The following is a 24,235-nucleotide window of genomic DNA, read 5'->3' as shown; positions in this document are numbered from 1 at the left end:
GGAGGGCTAGGACAGTTCCTGCGCCCGCGCGATGAGCAGTGCCACGTCGTCGTGGTTGTCCGGGTGGTGCAGTTCCCGCAGCAGCCGGTCGCAGGTCTCCTCCAGCGGGCCGGCCGGGGCGTCGAGGAGGGCCAGCAGCTCGTCCAGCCGCTCGTCCAGGGAGTGGCTGCGGGTCTCCACCAGACCGTCGGTGTAGAGCACCAGCTCGTCGCCCGGTCCGAACTCCACGGTGGTCGTCGCGAAGGAGACGCCGCCGACGCCCAGCGGGACGCCGGTGGGCAGGTCCAGCAGCTCCGGCGGCCGGCCGGGGCGGATCCGGGCCGGGGGCAGATGGCCGGCGTTGGCGATCCGGACCTGCCGCAGCCGCGGGTCGTGCACGGCGTACACACAGGTCGCGATGGAGTGGTCCAGGCCCGAGGTGGTCTTGTCCAGGTGCTCCAGGAGCACCGCCGGGTCCAGGCCGAGCGAGGCCAGGGTGGTGGTCGCGGTCCGCAGCCGCCCCATGGTCGCGGCCGCGTTGATGCCGCTGCCCATCACGTCCCCCACCACGAGCGCCGTCCGGCCGCCCTCCAGCGGGATCACGTCGAACCAGTCGCCGCCCACCTCGACGGTGGCGCCCGCCGGCTGGTAGCGGGAGGCGACCTCCAGGCCGGTGGTGACCCTGGGATGGGTGGGCAGCAGGCTGCGCTGGAGGGTCAGCGCGGTGGTGCGGGCGTTCTGGTACCAGCGGGCGTTGTCGATCTGCACGGCCGCCCGCGCCGCCAGCTCCCGGGCCAGCAGCAGGTCGTCGTCGTCGAACGGCGCCGGAGTGCGGGTGCGTCTGAGGTCGAGGGCGCCCAGCACCTCGCCCCGCGCGATCAGCGGCACGGCCAGGTACGAGTGCACCCCGGCCCGGGCCAGCAGCTCGGCGGCCTCGGGCGAGCGGGCGATCCTCGCCAGGTCCTCGGCCGCGACCCGCGGGACGACGACGGCCTCGCCGGTCCGTACGCACCCGGTGATCAGCCGGTCCGGCGCGTACCGGGTGACCGTGCCCGGCGTCTCGGCGGCCCCCGCCGCGTCCGTCTCCGGCTCCGCGCGCACGGCGAGCGCGCGGAGCACCGCGGGCTCGGCCGGGCCGAGCGTGCTGCGCCGGCCCTCGACCACCGCGTCCAGCAGATCCACCGACGCCACGTCGGCGAGCTCGGGCACCGCGACGGCGGCCAGTTCACGGGCGGTGCGTTCGAGGTCCAGGGTGGTGCCGATGCGGGCCGAGGCATCCGCGATGACGGCCAGTCGCCGGCGCGCGTTCTCGGCCTCCACGCCGGCCCGGTACGGCTCGGTGATGTCGACCGCAGACGTCGCCACGCCCAGGACGTTGCCGAGGGCGTCCTCCAGCCGGTAGACCGACACCGCCCAGATGTGCTCCTCGTCCGGGTCGGCCGGGGTGCGCCCCACCGCGGGTTCGTCGACGACCGGTTCGCCGGTCCGCAGCACCCGCAGGTAGGCCGACTCCAGCTCGTCGGCGTCCAGGGACGGCAGCACCTCGCGGATGGTCCGGCCCACGTGTTCCGCGGCGGGGACGCCGTTCATGCGCTCCATCGCCGGGTTGACCGACACGAACCGCAGATCGGTGTCGAGGACGGCCAGCCCGATCGGCGACTGCTTCACGATCCGCTCGGAGAGCGCCACGTCCTGCTCCAGACGGCGGACCGTCGACTGGTCGGCGGCCAGACCCAGCGCGAAGACGTCGCCGTTGTCGTCCATGAGACGCATGTTGCGGAACTCCACCACATGGGTGGTGCCGTCCTTGTGGCGGATGGGGAAACCCCCGGCCCAGCTCTGCCCGGTGCGCATCACCTCGGAGAACAGCTTCCCGACCAGTTCGATGTGCCGCTCGTCCACCATCAGGCGGGCCGCGTACTGCCCGAGGGCCTCGGCGGCCGGATAGCCGAACAGCTCCTCCGCCTGCGGGCTCCACAGCACGATGCGCCCCTTGGCGTCCAGCACCACGGAGGCCACGCCCAGGACGTCCAGCAGCCCGCCGGGCCGCACGGGCCCGCGCGCGGGCCCCTCGCCCCCGGCCGCCGCAGCCTCGGCTGGACTCATCGCACGCACCGCCTTCGCACCTTCGCACGGCACGTCGTCCCCCGTGCCGACTCCCCTTGTTCTATCGCGCTCACACCCGACTCTCCGACGTCGCCGCCGACTTTTCCACCCTCTCTCGTCACCGCGGCGTCCTCATGGCGAAGTAACCACCGGGGCGGCAGGGGCGCGAGTTCATTTTCCCGTTCCGTCATTGGTCTGTACATGACCGTCAGGTGCACGCCAGACTGACCGACGCGCGCACCCCCACCCCCCAGTCACCGAGGAGTAGGCCGCCATGCCCGCGTCCACCCGGCAACGTTGTCGCGCGGGGCTGACCGTCCTGGTCGCCCTCGCCACCTCCGCGGTCCTCGCCACCGCCTCCCCGGCCTCCGCCGCCGACACCTGGACCGAGACCGGCTCCGACCGCGCCGATCCGCTCACCGAGAGCCAGGGCCTGACCTCGGTCGAGGTCCCCGCGAACAGCCCCAACCGGTACACCGGCATCGGCACCATCCCGGTCGGCGTCTCCAGCCGCGGCTGGAACCACGTCGGCGACCCCGACGAGTCCTACGACGGCTACTACGTCGAGCCGTACCAGGCGGACTCCGGCACCGCCAAGATGTACCGGGTGCAGGCCCCCGACGGCACCTGGTCGGAGTACACCCACACACTCGCCTCCGGCGAGGCGCTCAACAACTCCTGGGACGCGATCTCGCCCGACAGCCAGTACATGCTCTCCGGCGAGTACGGCACGATGACCCGCTTCCTGGTCTTCCCGACACCGGGCGCCAACAAGAGCACCTCGCCGTCCGCGAACCTCCCGCTGGCCTCCGTCGTGAACCTCGACCACGCCGTGCGCGACGTCCAGGGCTGCGACTTCACCGGCGCCACCACGCTGCTGTGCTCCTCCGACGACCCGGACGGCAGCCTCTTCGGCTACACCAAGCCGCTCCTGCAGATCGACCTGTCCGCCAGGCCCGGCACGAGCGACGTCACCGGTCATGTCACCGCCCTGCGCCAGCTCCCGCTGCGCAGCTCCTGCTCCGGCACCTACGAGGCCGAGGGCATCGACTACGACCGGCGCACCGCAACCCTGCGCGTCATCGTGATGTCGCCCGGCTTCTGCGTCCTCACGGACAGCAAGACGTACAAGTTCACGCGGAGCTGAGCCCGCCCGCGTGCGCCGGCGGGTGGTGCGGCGCCCGGGAATCGGTGCTTTTCTGTTGGCATGGCGCGGTTCGCGGGGGAACCCGTGACACCGCGCCATCGCCATGAGAGGAGCGTGCGCGATGGGCCCTGAACGACTGCACGAGGAACCCGTCTCCCTCGAGATCAGCGGATGCAGCAAGGAGGACGCCCGGATCGTCTTCGACGCGCTGTGCGAGTGCTTCGAGTCCGACCGGAACGCCGAGGACGTGCCGCAGCAGCTGCACGAGACCCGCCCCATGGTGTGGCTCGGCACCTTCGAGGTCACCGACGCCCACGAGTGCACCCCGCCGCCCCGGCTCGCGGCCTCGGTGGAGGCCGACGCGCAGGGCGGCTACTGGGCCATCGACCGGCTCCGTACGGCCCTCGACTCCCTGTTCGCGGTGCGCAACCTGTCCTCCGCCTCGGGCGACCAGGAGCGGGAGCTGCACGTCCTGCTCGAAAGCAGGTGACCACCGATGCGGCAGCGGCTCGTCGGTGATCTGGGACACGTCACCCCGGAGTCTTTGTGCAACTAGTTGCATAACCCGTGCGCGGTCCTCTACAACTGCGGTGACGACACCGCGCACGGAGGGCCCGATGAGCCGTTACCCGCATCTGCTGAAACCCCTCGACCTGGGCTTCACCACCCTGCCCAACCGCGTGCTCATGGGCTCCATGCACGTGGGCCTGGAGGAGGCCGAGCGCGGCTTCGAGCGGATGGCGGAGTTCTACGCGGCCCGGGCCCGCGGGGGCGTGGGCCTGATCGTCACCGGCGGCATCGCCCCCAACGACGAGGGCCGCCCCTACGAGGGCGGCGCCAAGCTCACCACCGAGGAGGAGGCCGGGCAGCACCGAGCCATCACCGAGGCCGTGCACCGCGAGGGCGGCCGGATCGCGCTGCAGATCCTGCACTTCGGCCGCTACGCCTACCACCGCGACCTGGTCGCCCCCAGCCCGCTGCAAGCCCCCATCAGCCCCTTCGCGCCGCGCGAACTCACCGACGAGGACGTCGAGCGCACCATCGGCGACTACGTCCGCACCGCCCGCCTCGCCCGGCAGGCCGGCTACGACGGCGTCGAGATCATGGGCTCCGAGGGCTACCTGATCAACGAGTTCATCGCCGCCGCGACCAACCGGCGCACCGACCGCTGGGGCGGCTCCTACGAGAACCGGACGCGGTTCCCCGTGGAGATCGTCCGCCGGGTGCGCGAGGCCGTCGGCGACGACTTCATCATCGTCTACCGGCTCTCCATGCTGGACCTGGTGCCCGGCGGCTCCTCCCTCGACGAGGTGATCACCCTCGCCAGGGCCGTCGAGGCGGCCGGCGCGACCATCATCAACACCGGCATCGGCTGGCACGAGGCCCGCATCCCCACCATCGCCACCTCGGTGCCCCGCGGCGCCTACACCTGGGTCACCAGGAAGCTGATGGGCGAGGTGTCCGTCCCGCTGGTCACCACCAACCGCATCAACACCCCCGAGGTCGCCGAGGAACTGCTGGCCGGAGGCTGCGCGGACATGGTCTCCATGGCCCGCCCCATGCTCGCCGACCCCGACTTCGTCGCCAAGGCCGCCGCCGGCACACCGGAGGCCATCAACACCTGCATCGGCTGCAACCAGGCCTGCCTCGACCACACCTTCAGCGGGCAGATCACCTCCTGCCTGGTCAACCCGCGCGCCTGCCACGAGACCGAACTGGTCCTCGCCCCGACCCGGCTGAAGAAGCGCGTCGCGGTGGTCGGCGCCGGCCCGGCCGGCCTGGCCTGCGCCGTCTCCGCCGCCGAACGCGGCCACCAGGTCACCCTGTTCGACGCGGCGGCCGAGATCGGCGGCCAGCTGAACGTGGCCCGCAAGGTCCCCGGCAAGCAGGAGTTCGACGAGACCCTGCGCTACTTCCGCCACCAGCTCGACGCGCACGGCGTCGACGTACGCCTGGGCACCACCGTCGAACCCGAGGACGTCACCGGCTACGACGAGGTCGTGGTCGCCACCGGCGTCACCCCCCGCACCCCCGACATCCCCGGCGTCGACCACCCCAGCGTCGTCGGCTACCTCGACGTGCTGCGCGACGGCGCCCCCGTCGGCGACCGGGTCGCGATCCTCGGCGCCGGCGGCATCGGCTTCGACGTCGCCGAGTACCTGACCGACGGCGGCGACAAGGCCAGCGAGGACCCGGCGACGTACTTCAGGCTCTGGGGCGTCGACACCGACTACCGGGAACCCGGCGGTCTGGCCGCCCCCGAACGCCCCGCGCCCCCGCGCACCGTCCACCTGCTCCAGCGCAAGACCGGCAAGGTCGGCGCCGGCCTCGGCAAGACCACCGGCTGGATCCACCGCACCGAGCTCAAGCACCGGGGCGTCACCATGGTCCCGGGCGTCCGGTACGACCTGATCGACGACGCCGGAGTGCACGTCACCGTCGACGGACGGAGCACCGTCCTGCCGGTCGACACCGTGGTGCTCTGCACCGGGCAGGAACCGCGCCGCGGCCTCTACGAGGAACTGGTCGCCGCGGGCATCGCCGCGCACCTCATCGGCGGTGCCGACGTCGCCGCCGAACTGGACGCCAAGCGGGCGATCAAGCAGGGCACCGAACTGGCGGCCGCCCTGTAGGCGCTATTCCTAGGATGAGCCCATGTCACTCCCGCACGCGATCCTCACCGCCCTGCTCGAAAAGCCGTCGTCGGGGCTCGAGCTGACCCGCAGGTTCGACAGGTCGATCGGGTACTTCTGGTCGGCGACGCACCAGCAGATCTATCGCGAGCTGGGAAGACTGGAGGCCGAGGGCTACATCCGCACCCTGCCGGCCGAGCAGCCGGCCCGCGGGCAGAAGAAGAGCTACGAGGTCCTGCCCGCGGGCCGCGCCGAGCTGGCCCGCTGGACCGCCACCGCCCAGGAACCCAAGCCCCTCCGGGACGTCATGCTGCTGCGGCTGCGCGCCGCCGCGGTGGTCGGCACGACCGGCCTGGAGGCCGACCTGCGCCGGCATCTGGAGCTGCACCAGCGGCAGTTGGCCGAGTACGAGGAGATCCAGCGCCGCGACTTCCCGCCCGGCAAGGACACCCCCGAGGACCGCCTGCGGCACCTGGTGCTGCGGGCCGGCATCGACCTGGAGACGTTCTGGACGCGGTGGCTCACCCACGCCATCGGGGAGTTCGGCGAACTCCCCGAGAGCTGAGCCGGGGTCACAGCCGGTACGGCTTCGAGCGCTTGCGCAGGTACCAGCCCGCGGCGATGACACCCGAGCCGACCAGCGCCGCTCCGATGCCGAGCGTCAGCGGGCCGTAGTCGCGGGCGGCGCCGCCCAGACCGCCCATCACGCCCCGGGAGGGCGCGGCGGACCTGCTGGTGGAGGAAGTGGTCGGGACGGCCGGTACGGCCGGCGCGGAGGCGGCCGAGACGATCACCGACTGGTTGCCGGCCGTACCGCCGTTGGAGCAGACGACGACCACCGTGTAGGTGCCCGGCGAGACACCGGACCAGGCGGCCGACTGGCTCACCGTGGTGCCCGCCAGGGCCGCCTGCCGGCCCTGGGCGAACGAACTCTGACTGCTGTTGAGCAGCGAGGCGTTGCCCCAGCTGCCGTTGTTCTGGGTACAGGCGCTGGTGACCACCGAGACCGTGGTGCCGGTGGTGCTCACCGAGATGCCCGAGACCGCGGCGGACGGGCCCGCGAGCCAGGTCGGGAGCGCGGCGGCGGCCGCCAGGGTCAGGCCGGAGCGGACGAGACGTCGGGTAGTGCGCATGGGCTGCCCTCCGGCGGCACGGTTGGCGGAACGTCCCTTGCGCCGCCGAGGGTCGGGGAACTCCCGTGCTGCCTCGGGTTCAGCGAAAGCGGCCGCGGACCGCCGCGCACGCGCAGGCGCCCGGTCAGGTGATCTCTTCATCCGTCCGGCCCAGGCCGGGATGCGCCTCAGGCCCCCGTCGTCACGGACCGCACCGCCGACCACCCGCCCCACGTCCCGTCCGGCAGCCGCGCCCGCAACCGCACACGGTGTTCCACCCCATGGTCCCGCCCCACATAGAAGCTGGAGGCCGAGCGGCCCGTGGGTGGGGTGCCGCCCCATACAAGTGAGGTGGTCGTCGCCGCGTCGAGCCGGATCTGGTACTCCGTGACCACCCCGTCCACCCGTGGCGGATCCCAGGCCAGATCAAGGTAGTACGCCCCGCCCTTCTCATGGCTCCGCGCGGTGAACCCGGTGGGCGCGGTGGCCCGGCCGTCGTCGGTGCCCGGTGTGGTCAGGCGCACCGCCGAACTGGCGGGCGAGAGGTTCCCGGCCGCGTCCCGGGCCCGGACGGTGAACACATAGCGCGTGCCCGGACGCAGTCCTGTCACCACGGTGGCGGTCTGGTTCCCGCCCACACTGTGGATCTTCGCGTCGCCCTGGTAGATGTCGTACGACAACACCGCCCGGTCGTCGGTGGCGGCGTCCCAGGACAGCTGCACCGCACGGCTGCCCACGGCGCGTCCGCCCGGTCGCACCGGGCGCGTCGGTGCCGACCGGTCCGCCGCGACCAGCGCCGGTGTGGTCGCCCGCACCTCGCGGCTGCGCGGCCCGAGGCTGCCGTCGCCGCCCCGGGCCCGCACGGAGAACACGTACGCGGTGGACGGCCTGAGCCTGACGACGTCCACCATGTGCTCGGTCCCCGGTACCTCTTCGACCTTCGTGGTGCCGCGATACACCTCGTAGGCGCGGACCCCCGCACCGTCCGGCAGCGCGTTCCACATGACGTGCACGCTGGTGGCGCTCCCGGCCGCAGCGGTGACCCCGGCCGGGGCACCGGGCAGCCTGCCGCTGTCCCCGTCGGCGCCACCCGGGCCGCACGACGTCATGAACAGCAGCGCAGGGACCAGGACGACGACACGGCGCACGGTTCCGCCTCCCCGGGGACGGCAGCACGGCAATGGTCCGGACCAATCTCCGGACCACTATGGCCTGCCCGGGATGCGGACATCAAGAGGCCCGTATTGGAGACGACGGGGAGGAGTTACGTATGCTGACCGCACTGCGGCCGAACTTCCCCGGAGAACGGGGGAGTTCGCGCCTGTGGCGCGGAACGCTGTCGTCGCTGATCCCGCGCCGACGCGGGCGGCCGGGGCCGCCCCGGGTCGACACCGGCTCGGGCGGCCCCGGCCCCTGACGGGATCTCACAGGGCGTCAGTTCGTTGCTCCGTACGGCCCTGTAAGGCCCTCACCTGCTGGCCCGGGCGCCGGGACCCCCTCAGATTGGACCGGTTGACTCCGTGTCCCCCACGAAAGAGGGTCCCTCATCGTGCGTGTCCAGACGCTGACGCTGGCCGCGGCCGGCGCCGCCCTGCTCACCCCGACCACGCTGCCCACGCCCGCCGCGTCGCTCACGGCCCACAGCGACCGGCACCGGATCACCGCCACCGATCTGCTGGCCCGGGTGCACGACTGCAAGCAGGTGTCCAGGGGCCGCTTCCGCACCGACGCCGGTACCGCCGCCACCGTCCCCGTGTGCGGCACCGACCAGGCCGTCTACTGGAAGGCCGACCTCGACATCGACTGCGACGGCCGGGTCACCGCCCACTGCAACCGCGCCGCCGATCCCGCGTTCTCCGCCGCCACCGCCTTCCAGCAGTCCGACGGCCGCCATCTCGACGCGGAGAAGCTGCCCTACGTCGTCGTACCCGGTTCCAGCCGCCGCTGGAACCACCGGGCGTACGGCATCCGGGGCGGGGCGATCGCCGCCGTGATCTACAAGGGCCGGGTCCAGTACGCCGTCGTCGGCGACACCGGGCCGCGCGACATCATCGGCGAGGCGTCCTACGCCACCGCGAAGGGGCTGGACGTGAACCCCGACCCACGGGTCGGCGGGGTGGCCTCCGGCGTGACCTACATCGTCTTCCGGGACTCGGCGATCAGCCCCATCGAGGACCGGGCGACGGCGGAGGCGGAGGGCGAGCGTCTGGCGGCCCGGTTCACCGGCGTGGACTGAGACCGCCGGCGCCGGCCGCCCGCCCGGCCGTCGCCGGGGGTGCGGGCCGAGCTCGCGGAGACCACGTCCCGGGCCCGCACCGGCGCGCGGACGGACCGACGCCGCCCGCTCTCAGACCTTGCGGTAGGTGTACGCCTCGGCGGCCGCGGCCGCCACGGCGTCGAGGTCGGCCCCGGTGGCCGCCGTGACGACCGCCGCGACCGCGCCCTCCACGAACGGGGCGTCCACCAGGCGGGCGCCGTCCGGCAGTTCGTCGCCCTCGGCCAGCAGCGCCTTCACGGTGAGCACCGCGCTGCCCAGGTCGGTGAGGACGGCGATCCCCGCGCCCCGGTCCACGGACATGGCCGCGGCGGCGATCAGCTCGGCGCTGGTACCGAGCCCGCCGCCCTCGGTGCCGCCCGCCGGGGCCACCGGCACCGAGACGCCGCCCGCCAGCCCCTTCGCCAGGTCGGCCACCGAGGCCGCCACCTCGGCGCTGTGCGACACCAGCACGATCCCCACCAGCTTGTCGTCACTCACCGGCCGCCTCCTCGAGCCCCGCGACCAGCAGCGCCGACGAGGTGGCGCCCGGGTCCTGATGGCCGATGCTGCGCTCCCCGAGATAGCTCGCCCGGCCCTTGCGGGCCTGCAGCGGGGTCGTCGCCACGGCCCCCTCCTCGGCGGCGGCCCGCGCCGCGCCGAAACCCTCGCCGAGCGCGTCCACGGCCGGCACCAGGGCGTCGATCATCGTCTTGTCCCCGGGCGCGGCTCCGCCCAGGGCCATCACCTTGTCCACCCCGGCCCGCAGCGCCTCGGCGAACTGCGCCTCATCGACCTCGGCGGCGTCGCCGAGCGCCTTGCCGGTGCTGCGCAGCAGCGTGCCGTACAGCGGCCCGGAGGCACCGCCCACCGTGGAGATCAGCGTGCGTCCGGCGAGTGCCAGCACGGCACCCGGGGTGTCGGGGGCGTCCTTCTCCAGCGCGGCCGTGACCGCCTTGAACCCGCGTTGGAGGTTGCTGCCGTGGTCGGCGTCCCCGATGGGGGAGTCGAGGGCGGTGAGCCGCTCCGCCTCCCGGTCCACGGACGCGGCCGTCGCCGCCATCCAGCGGCGGAAGAATTCGGCGTCGAGCACTGGAACTCCTTGCGTGCGGTACGGATGCGGGTCGGTTCTGCTGCTCGCTCACATCCCCCAGCGCAGGGCCGGGGTCTTCACCGGCGCCTCCCACAGCCGCAGCAGGTCCTCGTCGACCTGGCAGAGCGTGACCGAGGCGCCCGCCATGTCCAGGGAGGTGACGTAGTTGCCGACCAGGGTGTGAGCCACGGTTACCCCGCGCTCGGTGAGCACCCGCTGGACCTCGGCGTTGAAGCCGTACAGCTCCAGGAGCGGGGTCGCGCCCATGCCGTTGACCAGCACGAGCACCGGGTTGCGCGGTGTCATGTCCTCCAGGATGGCGTTGACCGAGAAGTCGGCGATCTCGCCCGAGGTCATCATGGCCCGCCGCTCCCGGCCTGGCTCGCCGTGGATGCCGATGCCCAACTCCAGCTCACCGGGCGGCAGATCGAAGGTCGGGGTGCCCTTGGCCGGGGTGGTGCAGGCGCTCAGCGCGACCCCGAAGCTGCGGGAGTTCTCGTTCACCTGGCGCCCGATGGACTCCACCCGCTCCAGCGGCTGCCCCTCGGCCGCGGCGGCCCCGGCGATCTTCTCCACGAACAGGGTGGCGCCGGTGCCGCGCCGGCCGGCGGTGTAGAGGCTGTCGGTGACCGCCACGTCGTCGTTGACGAGCACCTTCGCCACCTGGATGCCCTCGTCCTCGGCGAGTTCGGCGGCCATGTCGAAGTTGAGCACGTCACCGGTGTAGTTCTTGACGATGAACAGCACGCCGGCCCCACTGTCCACGGCCGCGGCGGCCCGGGCCATCTGGTCCGGCACGGGGGAGGTGAAGACCTCACCGGGGCAGGCCGCCGACAGCATCCCGGGACCGACGAATCCGCCGTGCAATGGCTCGTGCCCGGAACCGCCACCCGAGACGAGCGCCACCTGCCCGGAGACGGGGGCGTCCCGTCGTACGATCACCCGGTTCTCTACGTCCACGGCGAGATCGGGGTGCGCGGCCGCGATACCCCGCAGCGCATCCGCCACCACGGTCTCAGGAACGTTGATGAGCATCTTCATGGGGGCCTCCTGATAACACTAGCAGACTAGTCTCTGACCTGCGTCTTTGCAGATCGGAGTGCATCTCTCCAGTTTCGATCTTGGCGGTCCACGGCGGCTTCGGGCGGCCCGTGGCGAGGCTGATGCTGACCGAATGCTGACTTCGGTGACGGTTCGTCAGGTGCGAGTTCGGGGTGTGTTCGCGAGCGGCTGAGTTCTCCTGACCGCAGTATCGACCTTGCGGGCGCGAAGGTCACGTGGGCGGTCTCGCGAAACACGCCGGGGCCCGAGGCGGCTTGCTCACCGCCGGCGGTCCCGCTGGGGTGGTGGCGCTGGCATGAGTGAAGCTCGGCCAGCAGATTCCGCGTCTGCTGGTGGTACACACTCGCCGTCACCTCTGACCTGCGGCAAGGGGTGGAATGGTTTGCCGCTGAGCCGAGTTGGCCCGCACCTGGTCCGGATCTTGGCGCGTGATCCGGAGACGGTGCAGTCGGCGAGGGTGTTGACGCGGTGTGGTCGCTCTCCAGGAATCCGGTGCTGCCGTCGAAGGAGGTGGCGGCGGCGGGGGCGTTGACCGAAGCGAGGTTTCCCGGCGCGTCCAGGCGGTCGCCCACGCTTGCCGGCGAGGGCTCGTGACCTGACACGCCGCTCGTGGCAGGCGTCCGCGCGGTGTCACTCCGTACGGGGCGGTAGTGGGTTCCCCGTGCGACGGGCCAGTACGGCCGCCTGGGCGCGGCTCTGGCATCCGGTTTTCGCCAATACGCGGCTGACGTGCGTCTTCACCGTGTGCAGGCTGACCACGAGCCGGACGGCGATCTCCGCGTTGCTCAGCCCGTCGCCCACCAGGTGCAGCACATCGCGCTCCCGTGGTGTCAGGTCGGCCAGCCGGTTCAGGTCGCCGTTGTCCGGCCGCTGCCGGGTGGCGAGGTGGCTCGCGATGATCCGCTGGGTGACCGCGGGACTGAGCGCGCTGTGCCCGGCGGCCGTGGCGCGTACCGCGGCGGTGAGTTCTTCGTAGGAGCTGTTCTTCAGCAGGAATCCCACGGCGCCTGCGGCGAGCGCCTGGTCGACGTACTCGTCGAGGTCGAACGTGGTCAGCATGAGCGCCCGGGTGCGGCGGGGGCCCAGCATGCCCCGCCGGGCCAGTTCCGCCAGCGTCCACAGCCCGTCCCTGCGCGGCATGCGGATGTCCAGCATCAGCACGTCGGGTTTCAGCCGGACGCACACCTCGACGGCCTCCTCGCCGTCCCCGGCCGTGCCGACCACGGTGATGTCCTCCTGGCTGTCCAGTATCACGGCCAGGCCGTCGCGGATGATCCGCTCGTCGTCGACGACGAGCACGGTGATCGGCTCAGACACCGGCGGCGTCCCGTGTCATGGGGCTCAGAGGCAGCGTGGCCACCACCTGGAAGCCGCCCTCGCCGGTCGGTCCGGCGCTCAGCTCGCCGCCCAACGCGTCGACCCGCTCGCGCATGCTGACCAGTCCCAGACCCGTGCCCCAGTCGGCCGGGACGGGCCCCGCCGGCCGGGGGTTGACCACTTCGCAGCGTAACCGCCCAGCCTCCTCGGCGACGGTGACCCGGACCGGCGCGCCCGGTGCGTGGCGGCGCGCGTTGGTGAGCGACTCCTGCACGATGCGGTAGACGGTGAGCTGTACCGGGCGTGGCAGGGCGTCCACCTCCGCCTCGATCCGCGCGTCCACGCGCGCGCCCGCGGCCCGGCTGCGGTCCAGCAGGTCGGGCAGATCACCGAGACCGGGCATCGGTTGCAGCGGCGCCGCGTCGTCGGGACCGCGCAGCACCCGCAGCAGGTCCCGTAGTTCGCCGCCGGCCTGACGGCCCGCGAGGGCGAGCCCGTCGGTCTCGGTGCGCGCCCACTCCGGCAGCTCGCCGCCGCGAGCGCGCAGGGTCTCCGCGCGCACCACGAGCAGGGTGAGCGAGTGCGCGACCACATCGTGCATCTCGCGGGCGATCCGCACCCGTTCCTGCTGCGCGGCCTGCTGTTCACGCAACCGCTGTTCGCCCAGTACGTCCTCGACGCGCCGCTCGGTCGCCGCGAGGTTCGCGCGGTGGACGCGGCCGGCGAACCCGGTGGCCCAGGCCAACGGCATCGGCGCGAGGACGGCGAACACATCCGAAGTGCCCTGGTAGTCCGCCGAGAAGGCGGTCATGTGATTGATCCACATCCCGACGGCGACCACCGCACCACCGCCGAGCACGGCCAGCCAGGTGCGCGGCCGGCTCGTGCAGTGGCTGCCCACGCTGTGGAGGGCGACGGCGAGCGACAGGTAGACCAGCAGGGACAGCCGCACACCCATGGCGGCGCCCCAGACGACCCCGGTCACCAGGGCGCTGGTGATCGCCAGGAACACGGCCACCGGCAGCCTGCGCCGCAACGGCAGGGCGACCGCGACCACCACCTCGCAGCCGGCCAGCAACCACCAGGCCCGCGCCGACACATCCGCGCTGGACTGCATCAGCAACGGCGCGCACAGCGTCAGTACGACGAGCCCGGCGTCGACACCCCGGGGGCGCCATCCGGAACGCCACCGGCTGGAGTACTCCCTCACCCGTCCGACCCTAGCGGCGATCTCTCGCGGCATCGTCAATTCCCTTAATCGGAGCCGATGTTGGCGGCGGCGGCAGGGAGCCGTTCCGGCACCGCGTGCTGTTCGCGGCGCAGAGGCCGTGGCGTCCACCAGTTCCACTCGCCGAGCATGATCATCGCGGCGGGCAGGACCACGGCCCGGATGATCGTGGCGTCCAGCAGGATCGCCGCGGCGAGTCCGACTCCGAGCTGCTTCATGTCCAGGGTGGTCAGGGTGCCGAAGATGGAGAAGACGGCGACCATGACCACGGCCGCGCTGGTCACGGTGCCGACCGAGGTGGTGATACCGCGCGCGACCGCCTGCCGGTTCGGCAGTCCGTCGCGGACCGCGCCCGCGTCGGCCGTCCTCGTGCCGGCCGCACCGCCCACCGCGACACAGACCGCGACGAACAGCACCCAGCCGACGATCGCCCGCCACGGGTGTGTCGCGCTCCACCGCGCGATCCGCACGGTCACCATCGGGCGTTTCGCCCCGGGTATCGGGTGTTCCATCGTGGTCGTCCGGCGCTCCATGATCGCCTCCTCTTCCGGTCGGAGTGAGTCGGCGTCAGTTGGCGTCGCTCGGAAGGGACTTGCCGAGCATGGTGCAGACCGCGGCGTCGACCACCTTCTGATCCGCGGCGCCCACACCCTCGGCGCGCATCCCGAACAGCGTCGTGGCCACCACGGTGACCGAGCGCTTCCCGGTCTCGTCCGTGTAGTTCTGGCTGGAGTAGCCGGGAACCCCGCCGGTGTGCCCCCACACCGGTCCACACGGGCTGAGGTACCTCTCGATACCGAGCCCGTACCGCGCGCTGTCCGGGTCACCGGGCGTCTCCACCACGGTCGTCCTCATCTCGGCGAGCTGCGCGGGCGGCAGCAGCTTGCCGGACGCCAGCGCCCGCAGGAACCGCTGCTCGTCGGCCGGCGTGGACACGATGGCGCCGGCGGCCCACGCCCATTCGGGGTTGAGCGAGGTCACCAGCACATGGTCGCCCCGGGCGGGGCCGGCGAACGCGGTGCCCTTGGGCGCCTCCGGTGGCAGCAGCGGCGCCAGGTGCTCGGCATCCGGCTCGTAGCCATCGGCCAGCTTGTCGCCGTCCCGGGACGCCCCGCTGGTGGCCAGGTAGGTGTCGTGCAGGCCGAGCGGCCCGATGATCCGACGCTGGAGCAGCGTTGCCAGGTCCTGGCCGGTCGCCTTCTCCAACACCAGGCCCAGTGCCGCGTAGTTGGTGTTGCTGTAGGCGTACTCGGCGCCCGGTGTGAACAGCGGCGGGTACTGCGCCGAGACCGCCAGCAACTCCTCCGGCGTCACCGAGGACGTGTCCGCACCGGTCACCCGGGCGAGGATGCCGGGATCGTTTATGTAGTCGAACAGGCCGCTGGTGTGGTTCAACAGCATCTTCAGCGTGATGTTCCCGCCGCCGGGCACCAGGCCCGGCAGCCACTTCTCCACCCGGTCCTGCAGCGACACCTTGTGCTCGGCGACCAGTTGCAGCACCAGCAGACCGACCATGGTCTTGGTGTTCGACCCCATCCGGAACTGATCGTCGGCGGACAGCTTGTGGTCGGGCCTGGTCCACCCGGCCTGCCGCGCGAGCGAGATCGTCTTCCTGCCGTCGTTCACCCGAACCACCACCCCGGGCGCGCCCGCGTCGACTTCCTTCTGCATCAGCGCGGACAGCCGCCGCGCCGCGGCGTCCTCTCCGGCCGGTCGGCCGGCCAGCCGGCTGCTGTCGACGCCCCGCGGCGCGGAGTCGTTCAGCGCGACCGCGTCCGGCGTGACGCAGGCGAGGGCCGCCAGCGCGGTCAGAGCGGCGGACACGGCCGAGCAGGCACGTCGGGAGGGCATGCGCTTTTCGGCGAATCGGCGACCCATCATTTCCTCCTGAGGTTGATCTCCCTTGCGGCGCGACAGCCGCGCGGACACCATTCAGCCAGGACGGCCGCACAAGATCGTCACTCGTTGGCGGGCGATTTCCGCACCGCCGTCACTCCCCCGGACGACGGCATCCTGCGCCGGTGTCACTCCAAGGAATGACCTCTTTCGGCGAGACGCTGGTCAGACCGCGGATTCACCAGGCGTAGCAGGCGGCCAGGGCCACGGCGAGGCCGGGTACAGGGGCATGGCGATCTGGAGTGCGGCGAAGGCCGCGAGGGTGATGGCCATGGCGGTGACAGTGCGGCGGATGAGGATCCCGAGGATGACGCCAAGGAGGAAGGCGAAGGCGGCGTAGTGGAAGCGGCCGGCGAGCCCAAGCCCATACGCCTCCGGATGAGAGGCTCGGCGATCGCCTCGGGCAAGGCCGTTTGCAGGGCGCGGGCGATCGCGAGGCCCGGTCACGCGACCAGGCGCAGCCAGGCCGCGGCGAGTGCGGCGTGACCGGCCGGCGTCGGGTGTACGCCGTCCGCGGCCCAATACTCCGGCCCGGTCGTCACAGCGAGGTCGGCGAACATGTCGTCGGCGCCGAGCAGATGCGCACCGTACTTGCGGGCGAGCTTGCGCACGGCCTGGATCTTCGGGTCCAGGTTGGTGCGCCATTGCTTTCGCTCTTCCTCTCCGATGAGTGCGTATCCGGCCCCGGCCTCGACGACGCCGCGGATCGGCAGGAGGAACGGTTCGATGAGGATCAGCTTCGTACCCGCCTCGGCGAGGGGAGCGAGCAGCCGGTCATAACCCGCTTCGAACTCCTCCGCGGGAATCACATACCCCTTCGGGTCCAGCGTGTGCCAGCCCATGTCGTTGACCCCGACGAGGATCGACACCACGTCCGGGTGTGCGTCGAGTACGTCTGTCTGCCAGCGGGCTTCGAGGTCCATCACCTTGTGGCCGCCCATTCCGGTGTTCAGCCAGGTCACGGGCCGGTCCGGGCGCCGGAGTCCCCACTCACCCGCGAGGCGCAGCGGATAGCCGAACCCGAGGCCGTCTTCGCTCGCCAGCCGTTGGCAGTCGGTGATCGAATCGCCGGTGAACATCACGGTGCTTCCCGGTCGGACAGTGAAAGGTGTCAGACCCCGCCGACGTCAGGCCGACATCGGACCGACAGCCCCCGACATGCCGCCGACACCACGGCTCCGACGCCCGATCACCCCTGGTCAAAGCACCGATCAGCCAGGAGGAGGAGCGTCCGAGAACCTGAATGGACGGTCGTTTCGTCTCCCTGATCGTGAAAGGCATGGCAGACCTCGACGAGGCAGAACTCGTGCGTCGCGTCGCCGGTGGTGACCGGGTGGCGTTCGACGAGTTGTATCGGCGTACTTCACCCTGGTTGGCGGTGCGGCTCCGCCGCCGCTGCGCCGACGACGACGTCCTCGCCGACGTGCTCCAGGAGACCTACCTGGCGGTCTGGCGTGCGGCCGGCAGCTACGCGGGCTCCGTGACCGAGGGCAGTGCGGTCGGCTGGCTCTGGACGATCGCCGCGAATCGTCTCGTCGACGCGTTTCGTCGGCGGGCCCGGCAGGAGCGGGTGCCGGCCGTTGCCCTGCTCGATACGACCGCGCCGGCCGCCGAGGACGAGGTGATGGCGAACCGCGTCGACCAGAACTTCGAACAGGCGCTGCTGCGGCTGCCACCGGAGTTGCGGCAGGTGCTGCAGGCGATGGTGCTGGACGACCTGTCGGTCCGTCAGACGGCGGTGCTGCTCGGTGTGCCGGAGGGCACGGTGAAAACCCGCGCGCGGCGGGCCCGGATCGCGTTGCGGGAGGCGCTGTCATGACTCATCCCACCACCACGATCCTGGCCCGTTACGCGGACGGCGGGCACGGACTCGACGACGCCGCGCTCTGGTCGATCGAGGTCCATCTCGACGCGTGCGCCCACTGCCGTGAGTCACTGGCCGCCAAGGCCACTCCTGCCACGACGGATTTGCTCGACCGTGTCGCCGTCTCGCTCGGCCAGGCGATCGAAGCAAGCCCGTCGCCGACCCGGCAACGCACACCAGCAGCCGCCGTGCACCGGCGCTGGCTCGCGTGGACGCTGCTGCCCTGGCTCGCGGTGACCGTCGCGGTGCTCGGCTGTGGCGTACTCCTGGACTCCGCTGAGCCGAGCCTGCCGTCGCTCGTGCTGCTGCTGGCCCCGGTGGCTCCGCTGCCCGGCGTCGCCGTGGCCTGGAGCCGGCGGATCGACCCCGCCTGGGAACTGATCGCCACCACACCGGCAGCCGGTCTGGCCATGGTGCTGCGGCGGACGCTCGCGGTGCTCGTCGTCGTGCTCCCGGCATTGCTGGTGGCGGGTGTGAGCACCGGAACCTCGCTGGCCCTCACCCTGCTGCCGTGCCTGGCGTTCACGGCGGCCACCCTCGTGCTCGGCGCCCTCATCGGCGTACGGCGCGCGGCGATCGGACTCGCGGTGGTCTGGTCCGCGGCAGTCCTGCTGCCGAGTGTGGCGGCCCAGTCCCTGTCCCCGGTACTGCAGCCGGGCAGCACCGCCGACTGGGTGGCGGCCACCGTGGCCCTTGCCGCGATCACACCACTCGCCGCCACGCACTTCCGCCGCCTGACCAGTGGCAACTGACCCCCATCAACAGGACCGACAGGAGAGACCCATGCGAGCGGTGCGTGCTGCCGAAACGGCTCCCACCCTTCATCCCTGGCTCGTCCACGCACAAGAACTGCGTGTCCGGGCCGGCCGGCACCTGGCCGTCGACGGACTCGACTTGACGCTGACGGCCGGCGTGCACGGCCTGCTCGGCCCGAACGGCGCCGGCAAGACCACGCTGATGCGCGCCCTGTCCACCGTCGTCAAGCCCGCCAGCGGCTCATTGACGCTGCTCGGCGAGCAGGTGGACGGCCGTGCCGACCTGCGCGAGGTGCGTCGCGAACTGGGGTATCTGCCGCAGCAGTTCGGCTTCTACCCGCGGTTCACCGTCCGCGAGTTCGTCGCGTACATGGCCTGGCTCAAGGAAATGCCCAAAACCGCGATACCCGACGCCGTACAACGCGCGATCGATCGGGTGGGTCTGACCACCAAGGCCGACGCCAGGATGAAGACGCTGTCCGGCGGCATGCTGCGCCGGGCCGGCATCGCCCAGGCCATCGTGAACGACCCCGAACTGCTACTCCTCGACGAGCCCACCGTCGGACTCGACCCCGGACAGCGTCTCGACTTCCGCGACCTGCTGCGTGACCTCGGCGCCGACAGCTGTGTGCTGGTCTCCACCCACCTCGTCGAGGACGTCGTCGCTGCCTGCACCGACGTCATCCTCATGAACGAAGGCCGACTCCTCTTCCAGGGCACCCCCGACGACCTGATCGCCCGCGGTGGGCAGGGCGACGCGGGCGACAGCCCGGCGGAGCGCGGCTACTCCGCACTCCTGCGCCGGCACCGGAGCAACGCATGAACCGCATCCTCGGCATCGAGCTCCGGCGCTCGGCCGCCCTCGGCGCCGCGCTCCTGATCGCCGTCGCCGGCACGATCGTCCTCCACGCCACCGCGGGGCGATGGTCCACGGGGTGGATGGCGCTGGCCATGACACAGCGCGAATACCTCGCGGTTCTCTCGCCCCTTGCGATGGCCGCCGGTGCCTGGCAGTCCTATCGCGAGCACCGGGCGAACGTCGCCGAACTGCTCGCCGCCGTGCCCCGCCCGAGACCGCAGCGCATGGTGCCGATCCTGGCCGCGACGGCCCTGGCGGTGCTCGTCGCCTACCTGGTCACGCTCCTCGCGGCGGCACCACGGATCGCCGACACGGCGCGCTACCTGCCGCCGGCCGCGTTTTTCGTCGTGGCCGTCGGGCTGGTCGCGATGATCGCCTCGGTCTGGCTCGGGCTGGCCGTCGGACGCCTGGTGCCGGCGCTCGCCACCGCACCCGCGCTGGCCGTGATCGGCTTCGCGCTGTTGATCCTCGCGCCCCACACCCTTCCGGACGGCGGATTCACGGCGGCGTTCTCCCCGGCCATGGGGATGAGCATGTTCAGCGACTACGACACCGTCGACAGCCAAGTCAGCGCCGCCCAGGCACTCTGGATGGCCGCGGTCGCGGTGGCCGGCGTCGTGCTCTTCGCCGTCCAAAACCGCAGGTTCGCGTTCGCCGCGCTGCTGCCGCTGGCCATCGGGGCCACGGCCACGGCTCTGGTGGCGCCGACCGGCGATGCCTACGACCAAGGGACGCTCGACCCGGTCGCCCAGGAACTGGTGTGCACCGACGACACCCCGCGGGTCTGCGTCAGCCGGGCGCACGAAGGGTTGCTGCCCGAGGTGACCCCCAAGGCCCGGCACGCATTGGAACTGCTGACGAAGACATCAATCGTCGAGGCACATGAGGACACCTCCACGTTCTCTCCTCCTACGTCACCGAGGTCGCGGGCCGACACCGCGCTGATGACCATCACGGTCGACAAGCACGGTCACCTCGCCCACCCGGGTCGGTTCGAACCGACGATGCTCACCGGAGTGTTCACCGGCCCTCTCAGCTGCGGAGACAACCGGAACCTGACAGTCGCCACCGCTGCGGCCTACTGGCTGCTCGACCGGGAGCCGACCACCGGTCCCGATGGCCTCGAATTCGATGACCCGGACGCCGTCAAGCTCTGGAAGGGACTGCGGGCACTGCCGCGAGCCGACGCCGAAGCCCGGGTCATCGCCGTCTATCAGGCCGCCCAGAAGTGCCAGGACACCACCGACCTCCTGAGCCGAGGCGCCCGATGACAGGACTGACGCTCTACGTCCGCTCGCGCCAGGTGACGGCGGCGCTCGGCGCGGCCGTCGCGGGCACTGCCATCGCCTGGCTGCTGGCGAGGGCCTTCAGCGTCAAGGGCGAGGTGAGCAGCACCGTACTCGCCCTGACGGTCCTGCTCCTGGTAGCCGTCGCCACCACCACGCTCGGAGGTCCCGACGACACCCTGGACCGCACGGCGGCGAGGCCGTGGGGATGGCTGCGGATGTCCCACCTGGCCACGGCCCTGGGATGCGTACTCATGCTGCCGCTGGCCACACTGCTCACCGGCACGCGGTTCGGGCCGTTCGGATGCGTCGTCCGCGACGCGGCCGGCCTGCTGGGCCTGACCGCCCTGGGGACGGCCACGGTCGGCACCGCTCGCTCGTGGTTCCTGCCTCTCGGGTGGACGCTCGGCGCGGCGGCGTTCCCGGGCATGGGCACCGCGGGGGAGGCGCTGACCTGGCAGACACAGGCCTCCGACAGCCGACCCGCGGCCCTGGTCTCAGCGGCACTCACCGTCGCTGGAACCGTCGCCTACGTCAGCCGGGGCCCGCACCACCGGACGTCGTCCGAGCCCGTCTGAGCTTGTACTCGCTCGCTCACAGCAAGACGGCCTCCTACGTGGTGAGGCGGACGTCAACTCCGTTGAAGAGCGTTTTGTCCCCACCGGTGCGTTCGGTGCATCGTCTGGTGTCAGCGGCTTGGAGCCGCGCGCGTAGGCGTGTGAGGACCGCCTGTGCGGTCGGGGCTCCACTCGTAGGCTCCTGGGGCCGTCTCGATGACTTCACGAGGCCAGGTCAGCCGGACCTGTTCCAGGCGCCCGCGGTGCTCGGCGATCCAGTCCCCCTCGGGCCGGGTTCCCAGAAGCGCCGTAAGGCGGTCCGGGTCGTTGATCTGGATCGACAGCCAGCCGTCTTCGTGCATGTGGATGTCGAGGCTCAGGCCACGGTCTCCGCCGATGCTGACCGTCTGGCCTGGTCCAAGGTTGGACAGCTCCTGCTCCCAGGAGTCCAGGTCGTGCTGGAACAGGTAAAGGTCGAGCCTCGCGTCGACGAAACTCGTGGAGGCGAGTACGTCCGCGTGCAGAATGTCGTGGCCGGTCAGCACGCCCGGCTGGAGCCGTCCCACGACGCGCACGATGCAGCGGTCCCCGGCGGGATCGGCGAGGTGGATAAGGTCCATCGGAGCGGGCTCCGTCATGAAGTTGCTCGCTTTCGTGCGCTGGTGTGGGCTGCATGGTCTCCTATCGCCGGACGAGCGACACAGCCAGGCCTGTGCCGGCCAGACAGCCGTCGATCACGTCCGGCCGGTACCGGAGCGTCTTGAGCCGGTGCTTGACCGCGCGGGTGACTTGGCTGAGGCCGGCGGCGGCGAGGTTGCCGATCGGCCCGTCCAGCTGAATGCGGGCCCGGACGATCAGATCACGGAAGTCGTGCCAGCCGAAGCCCTTCGGCTGGTCCTTGCGCCCTTTACCGGACTAAGAGATGCCGCGGGTAGGGGCGCCGTCGCGAGTGCCGCGAAACCGCCGCCCGGACCGGCGGAATCTTTTAGTGATCGAGCGATGGTCGGTGGTGGCGACGGACCCGCGAAGGCGGTTTGCCGTCGAGGGGCTGAGTAGTGCCCCACGCGCTCGGCCGAGTATTGACAGTTTGTTACTCGCTACTAGACAGGGCGCGCATGCCCCACGTCTCTGAATTTGCGTTGGAGCGCACTCCGACTCCTAGGTTCCGATGCATGCGATACATCAAACTCGGAACGACCGGACTGGAAGTCTCCGCCATCACCCTCGGCTGCATGAGCTTCGGCGAGCCGGACCGGGGCGGTGAGCCCTGGTCGCTGGGCGCGGACGCCAGCCGGGACATCATCAGGCAGGCCCTTGAGGCCGGCGTCAACTTCCTCGACACGGCCAATGGGTACAGCGCCGGAAGCAGCGAGGAGATCGTCGGTCAGGCGGTCAAGGACTTCACCCGGCGCGAGGAGGTCGTTCTCGCCACCAAGGTCTGGATGCGGATGCGCCCCGGCCCGAACGGCGCCGGGCTGTCCCGCAAGGCGATCTTCGCCGAGCTCGACGCCTCTCTGAAGCGACTGGGGACCGACTACATCGACCTGTACCAGATCCACCGCTGGGACTACGACACCCCGATCGAGGAAACCCTTGAGGCGCTGCACGACGTGGTCAGGTCCGGGAAGGTCCGCTACATCGGAGCCTCTTCCATGTACTCCTGGCAGTTCGCCAAGGCCCTGTACCTGGCTGACCTGAACGGCTGGACCCGGTTCGTGTCGATGCAGGACCACTACAATCTCATCCACCGAGAAGCAGAGCGGGAGATGCTCCCGCTCTGCGCCGACCAGGGCATCGGCGTGATCCCGTGGAGCCCGCTGGCGCGGGGCAGGCTGACGCGGGTCCGGGACGCCGCCACGGCGCGTGCCGAGACCGACGAGGGCGGCAAGATCCTCTACCGCGACGGGGACCAGGCAGTGGCCGAGCGTGTCCACGAGATCGCGGGCAAGCGGGGTCTGTCCCCGGCCCAGGTCGCCCTGGCCTGGGTCATGCGCAACCCGGCGGTGACCTCGCCCGTCGTCGGGGTCACCAAGCCGGCCCAGCTGGCCGACGCGGTCGCCGCGGTGGACGTCGAACTCGACGAAGACGAGGCCGCCTACTTGGAGGAGCCCTACCAGCCGCACGCCACCGCCTACCTGGAGGAGTCCTTCTACAAGTCGCGCCCTGTGGCGGGCTCCCGGTAGTCCGGGCTACCGCCGGGCCTTCGACGAGTCCACGCCCTACCGCGGCCGGTGGAAGCGTCTCTCCGCAGGCCAACAGGCCGTCAACCGCTCGTACGCGAAGATCCGGGTACTTGGCGAACAGGCGATCGCCACCTTGAAAGCCTGGCGGCTCCTGCTCAGACTGCGCTGTTCCACGACCCGGATCACCAGCCTCGTCCAAGCCGTCCTCACCCTGCACCTGACCAGCTCAAACTGAGGTTCACTGGATGTAGATTGGCTCTCGGGCGTCCTCGCCGATAACAGCTCCGGCGGCGTCCTGCACCACATCCGCGTGCACCACATGTACATCCACAACATCGTCGGCTACGGCGGCGGCTGGTACTCCACCAACGCGGGCGTCGGCGTCCAGACCGGCCACCCCACCCCCGTCTCCACCTGGGACGACGTGGTCGTCGAGAACAACACCTTCGACCACGTCGACCGCCTCGCCGTGGCCGTCACCCCCGATGGGGACGGCCAGGGCACCGGCCTCACCACGAACACCGTCATCCGCAACAACACGATGACCTACGACGGCGCCGACGACATCCTCGTCGTGAAGAACGACGGTGCCCTGATCGACGGCAACAAGGCCGGCTACGGCGGCGCCATCCAGACCGTCAGCGGTCTCACCCCCAGCGGGACCTGTCTGCTGGTCGGCTGGGCCAAGGCGGCCACGGCCGGTGAAGAGGTCGCGGTCGGCGTGAAGAGCTTCGGCGGCACGGAGACGTACCTGCGGGCCTCGACCACGTCCTACACCCAGCAGCCCGTCTTCTTCACCACGGGCGTCTCCACCACCTCGGCCGGCGTGTACTGCTACAAGAACTCCGGTTCGGCGGCCGGGTACTGCGACGACTACGCGCCGATCAAGCTCTCCTGACGGTCT

At 71.3% G+C, this 24,235-nt stretch carries 24 protein-coding genes and 2 pseudogenes; 13 read left to right on the top strand and 13 right to left on the bottom strand.

The annotated features are described in order from the left end of the window. Positions 1-6: 6 nt before the first annotated feature. Positions 7-2,085 (bottom strand): SpoIIE family protein phosphatase, encoded by a 2,079-nt coding sequence (locus MB828_RS15965; RefSeq protein ID WP_301648745.1) that lies wholly within the window; start codon positions 2,083-2,085, stop codon positions 7-9. A 274-nt stretch (positions 2,086-2,359) separates the two neighbouring features. Between MB828_RS15965 and MB828_RS15960 the strand changes: the two genes are divergently transcribed. The 4 genes from MB828_RS15960 to MB828_RS15945 all read left to right on the top strand — a co-directional run bounded on the left by MB828_RS15960 (position 2,360) and on the right by MB828_RS15945 (position 6,430). Next, positions 2,360-3,232, top strand: a complete 873-nt coding sequence (locus MB828_RS15960) for a hypothetical protein (RefSeq protein WP_301648744.1) — start codon at positions 2,360-2,362, stop codon at positions 3,230-3,232. 121 nt (positions 3,233-3,353) lie between these two features. Continuing rightward, positions 3,354-3,722, top strand: a complete 369-nt coding sequence (locus MB828_RS15955; protein WP_046727748.1) for a hypothetical protein — start codon at positions 3,354-3,356, stop codon at positions 3,720-3,722. Positions 3,723-3,849: 127 nt separating this feature from the next. Beyond that, the gene (locus tag MB828_RS15950; RefSeq protein WP_301648743.1) at positions 3,850-5,865 is read left to right on the top strand and encodes an NADPH-dependent 2,4-dienoyl-CoA reductase; all 2,016 of its coding nucleotides are present in this window, start codon (positions 3,850-3,852) and stop codon (positions 5,863-5,865) included. A 22-nt stretch (positions 5,866-5,887) separates the two neighbouring features. Continuing rightward, on the top strand, positions 5,888-6,430 hold the full coding sequence (locus MB828_RS15945) for a PadR family transcriptional regulator (protein WP_301648742.1): 543 nt from the start codon (positions 5,888-5,890) through the stop codon (positions 6,428-6,430). Positions 6,431-6,437: 7 nt separating this feature from the next. On the opposite strand, the gene MB828_RS15940 is transcribed toward MB828_RS15945, so the two are convergent. Then, the gene (locus MB828_RS15940) at positions 6,438-6,998 is read right to left on the bottom strand and encodes a hypothetical protein (protein ID WP_301648741.1); all 561 of its coding nucleotides are present in this window, start codon (positions 6,996-6,998) and stop codon (positions 6,438-6,440) included. Positions 6,999-7,165: 167 nt separating this feature from the next. Then, positions 7,166-8,086, bottom strand: coding sequence for a fibronectin type III domain-containing protein (locus tag MB828_RS15935; protein WP_301648753.1), 921 nt, complete (start codon positions 8,084-8,086; stop codon positions 7,166-7,168). Between the two features lie 440 nt (positions 8,087-8,526). Here MB828_RS15935 and MB828_RS15930 point away from each other — a divergent pair, with 440 nt between their 5' ends. After that, a complete protein-coding gene (locus tag MB828_RS15930) occupies positions 8,527-9,213 on the top strand; it encodes a glycoside hydrolase family 75 protein (protein ID WP_301648740.1) in 687 nt (228 codons plus the stop codon). Between the two features lie 111 nt (positions 9,214-9,324). On the opposite strand, the gene MB828_RS15925 is transcribed toward MB828_RS15930, so the two are convergent. The 8 genes from MB828_RS15925 to MB828_RS15890 all read right to left on the bottom strand — a co-directional run bounded on the left by MB828_RS15925 (position 9,325) and on the right by MB828_RS15890 (position 16,906). Then, positions 9,325-9,732, bottom strand: a complete 408-nt coding sequence (locus tag MB828_RS15925) for a PTS-dependent dihydroxyacetone kinase phosphotransferase subunit DhaM (protein WP_301648739.1) — start codon at positions 9,730-9,732, stop codon at positions 9,325-9,327. Then, positions 9,725-10,324, bottom strand: coding sequence for a dihydroxyacetone kinase subunit DhaL (gene dhaL, locus MB828_RS15920; protein ID WP_133025126.1), 600 nt, complete (start codon positions 10,322-10,324; stop codon positions 9,725-9,727). Before dhaL ends, MB828_RS15925 begins: the two co-directional genes overlap by 8 nt. A gap of 48 nt (positions 10,325-10,372) precedes the next feature. Beyond that, the gene (gene dhaK / locus MB828_RS15915; protein WP_046733091.1) at positions 10,373-11,365 is read right to left on the bottom strand and encodes a dihydroxyacetone kinase subunit DhaK; all 993 of its coding nucleotides are present in this window, start codon (positions 11,363-11,365) and stop codon (positions 10,373-10,375) included. 651 nt (positions 11,366-12,016) lie between these two features. Beyond that, positions 12,017-12,703: a response regulator gene (locus tag MB828_RS15910; RefSeq protein ID WP_301648738.1), complete on the bottom strand. Its 687-nt coding sequence runs from the start codon at positions 12,701-12,703 to the stop codon at positions 12,017-12,019. Further along, positions 12,696-13,913 (bottom strand): sensor histidine kinase, encoded by a 1,218-nt coding sequence (locus MB828_RS15905; protein ID WP_301648737.1) that lies wholly within the window; start codon positions 13,911-13,913, stop codon positions 12,696-12,698. The genes MB828_RS15910 and MB828_RS15905 overlap by 8 nt, the downstream gene beginning before the upstream one ends. Positions 13,914-13,957: 44 nt before the next feature. After that, complete coding sequence (locus tag MB828_RS46895) at positions 13,958-14,464, bottom strand: MMPL family transporter (RefSeq protein WP_430381392.1); 507 nt, start codon at positions 14,462-14,464, stop codon at positions 13,958-13,960. A gap of 34 nt (positions 14,465-14,498) precedes the next feature. After that, on the bottom strand, positions 14,499-15,782 hold the full coding sequence (locus MB828_RS15895) for a serine hydrolase domain-containing protein (protein WP_301648736.1): 1,284 nt from the start codon (positions 15,780-15,782) through the stop codon (positions 14,499-14,501). A gap of 488 nt (positions 15,783-16,270) precedes the next feature. After that, the gene (locus tag MB828_RS15890) at positions 16,271-16,906 is read right to left on the bottom strand and encodes a GDSL-type esterase/lipase family protein (RefSeq protein ID WP_301648752.1); all 636 of its coding nucleotides are present in this window, start codon (positions 16,904-16,906) and stop codon (positions 16,271-16,273) included. Positions 16,907-17,106: 200 nt separating this feature from the next. On the opposite strand from MB828_RS15890, the gene MB828_RS15885 reads away from it, so the two are divergent. Genes MB828_RS15885 through MB828_RS15865 form a run of 5 tightly spaced genes read left to right on the top strand, consistent with a single transcriptional unit; the run spans position 17,107 to position 21,169 of the window. Further along, entirely contained in the window at positions 17,107-17,646 is a 540-nt protein-coding gene (locus MB828_RS15885) for an RNA polymerase sigma factor (RefSeq protein ID WP_301648735.1), read from the top strand. Then, positions 17,643-18,443 (top strand): hypothetical protein, encoded by an 801-nt coding sequence (locus MB828_RS15880; RefSeq protein WP_301648734.1) that lies wholly within the window; start codon positions 17,643-17,645, stop codon positions 18,441-18,443. Before MB828_RS15885 ends, MB828_RS15880 begins: the two co-directional genes overlap by 4 nt. Positions 18,444-18,474: 31 nt before the next feature. Beyond that, positions 18,475-19,269 carry an ABC transporter ATP-binding protein gene (locus tag MB828_RS15875; RefSeq protein ID WP_301648733.1) on the top strand — a complete coding sequence of 265 codons (795 nt, stop codon included), beginning with the start codon at positions 18,475-18,477 and terminating at the stop codon, positions 19,267-19,269. Then, complete coding sequence (locus tag MB828_RS15870) at positions 19,266-20,576, top strand: hypothetical protein (RefSeq protein ID WP_301648732.1); 1,311 nt, start codon at positions 19,266-19,268, stop codon at positions 20,574-20,576. Before MB828_RS15875 ends, MB828_RS15870 begins: the two co-directional genes overlap by 4 nt. Further along, positions 20,573-21,169, top strand: coding sequence for a hypothetical protein (locus tag MB828_RS15865; RefSeq protein ID WP_301648731.1), 597 nt, complete (start codon positions 20,573-20,575; stop codon positions 21,167-21,169). Before MB828_RS15870 ends, MB828_RS15865 begins: the two co-directional genes overlap by 4 nt. Positions 21,170-21,279: 110 nt before the next feature. Here MB828_RS15865 and MB828_RS15860 read toward each other — a convergent pair whose 3' ends face one another. After that, complete coding sequence (locus MB828_RS15860) at positions 21,280-21,768, bottom strand: DUF5959 family protein (protein WP_301648730.1); 489 nt, start codon at positions 21,766-21,768, stop codon at positions 21,280-21,282. A gap of 61 nt (positions 21,769-21,829) precedes the next feature. Further along, positions 21,830-22,057: pseudogene (locus MB828_RS46890) on the bottom strand (IS630 family transposase); the annotation flags it as partial. A 263-nt stretch (positions 22,058-22,320) separates the two neighbouring features. Here MB828_RS46890 and MB828_RS15855 point away from each other — a divergent pair. The 3 genes and pseudogenes from MB828_RS15855 (at position 22,321) to MB828_RS15845 (ending at position 24,229) form a co-directional block, all read left to right on the top strand. Continuing rightward, positions 22,321-23,331 carry an aldo/keto reductase gene (locus MB828_RS15855; RefSeq protein ID WP_301648729.1) on the top strand — a complete coding sequence of 337 codons (1,011 nt, stop codon included), beginning with the start codon at positions 22,321-22,323 and terminating at the stop codon, positions 23,329-23,331. 34 nt (positions 23,332-23,365) lie between these two features. Continuing rightward, a pseudogene (locus MB828_RS15850) lies at positions 23,366-23,566 on the top strand (transposase family protein); the annotation flags it as partial. Positions 23,567-23,641: 75 nt separating this feature from the next. Continuing rightward, positions 23,642-24,229 carry a hypothetical protein gene (locus MB828_RS15845; RefSeq protein ID WP_301648728.1) on the top strand — a complete coding sequence of 196 codons (588 nt, stop codon included), beginning with the start codon at positions 23,642-23,644 and terminating at the stop codon, positions 24,227-24,229. The last annotated feature ends 6 nt before the right edge of the window (positions 24,230-24,235 follow it).

This window comes from Streptomyces arenae (assembly GCF_022343545.1).
GTDB classification, from domain to species: Bacteria; Actinomycetota; Actinomycetes; order Streptomycetales; family Streptomycetaceae; genus Streptomyces; species Streptomyces humi.
The sequence above is the reverse complement of the archived record's forward strand: the minus strand, read 5'-3'. Positions and strand labels throughout refer to the sequence as shown.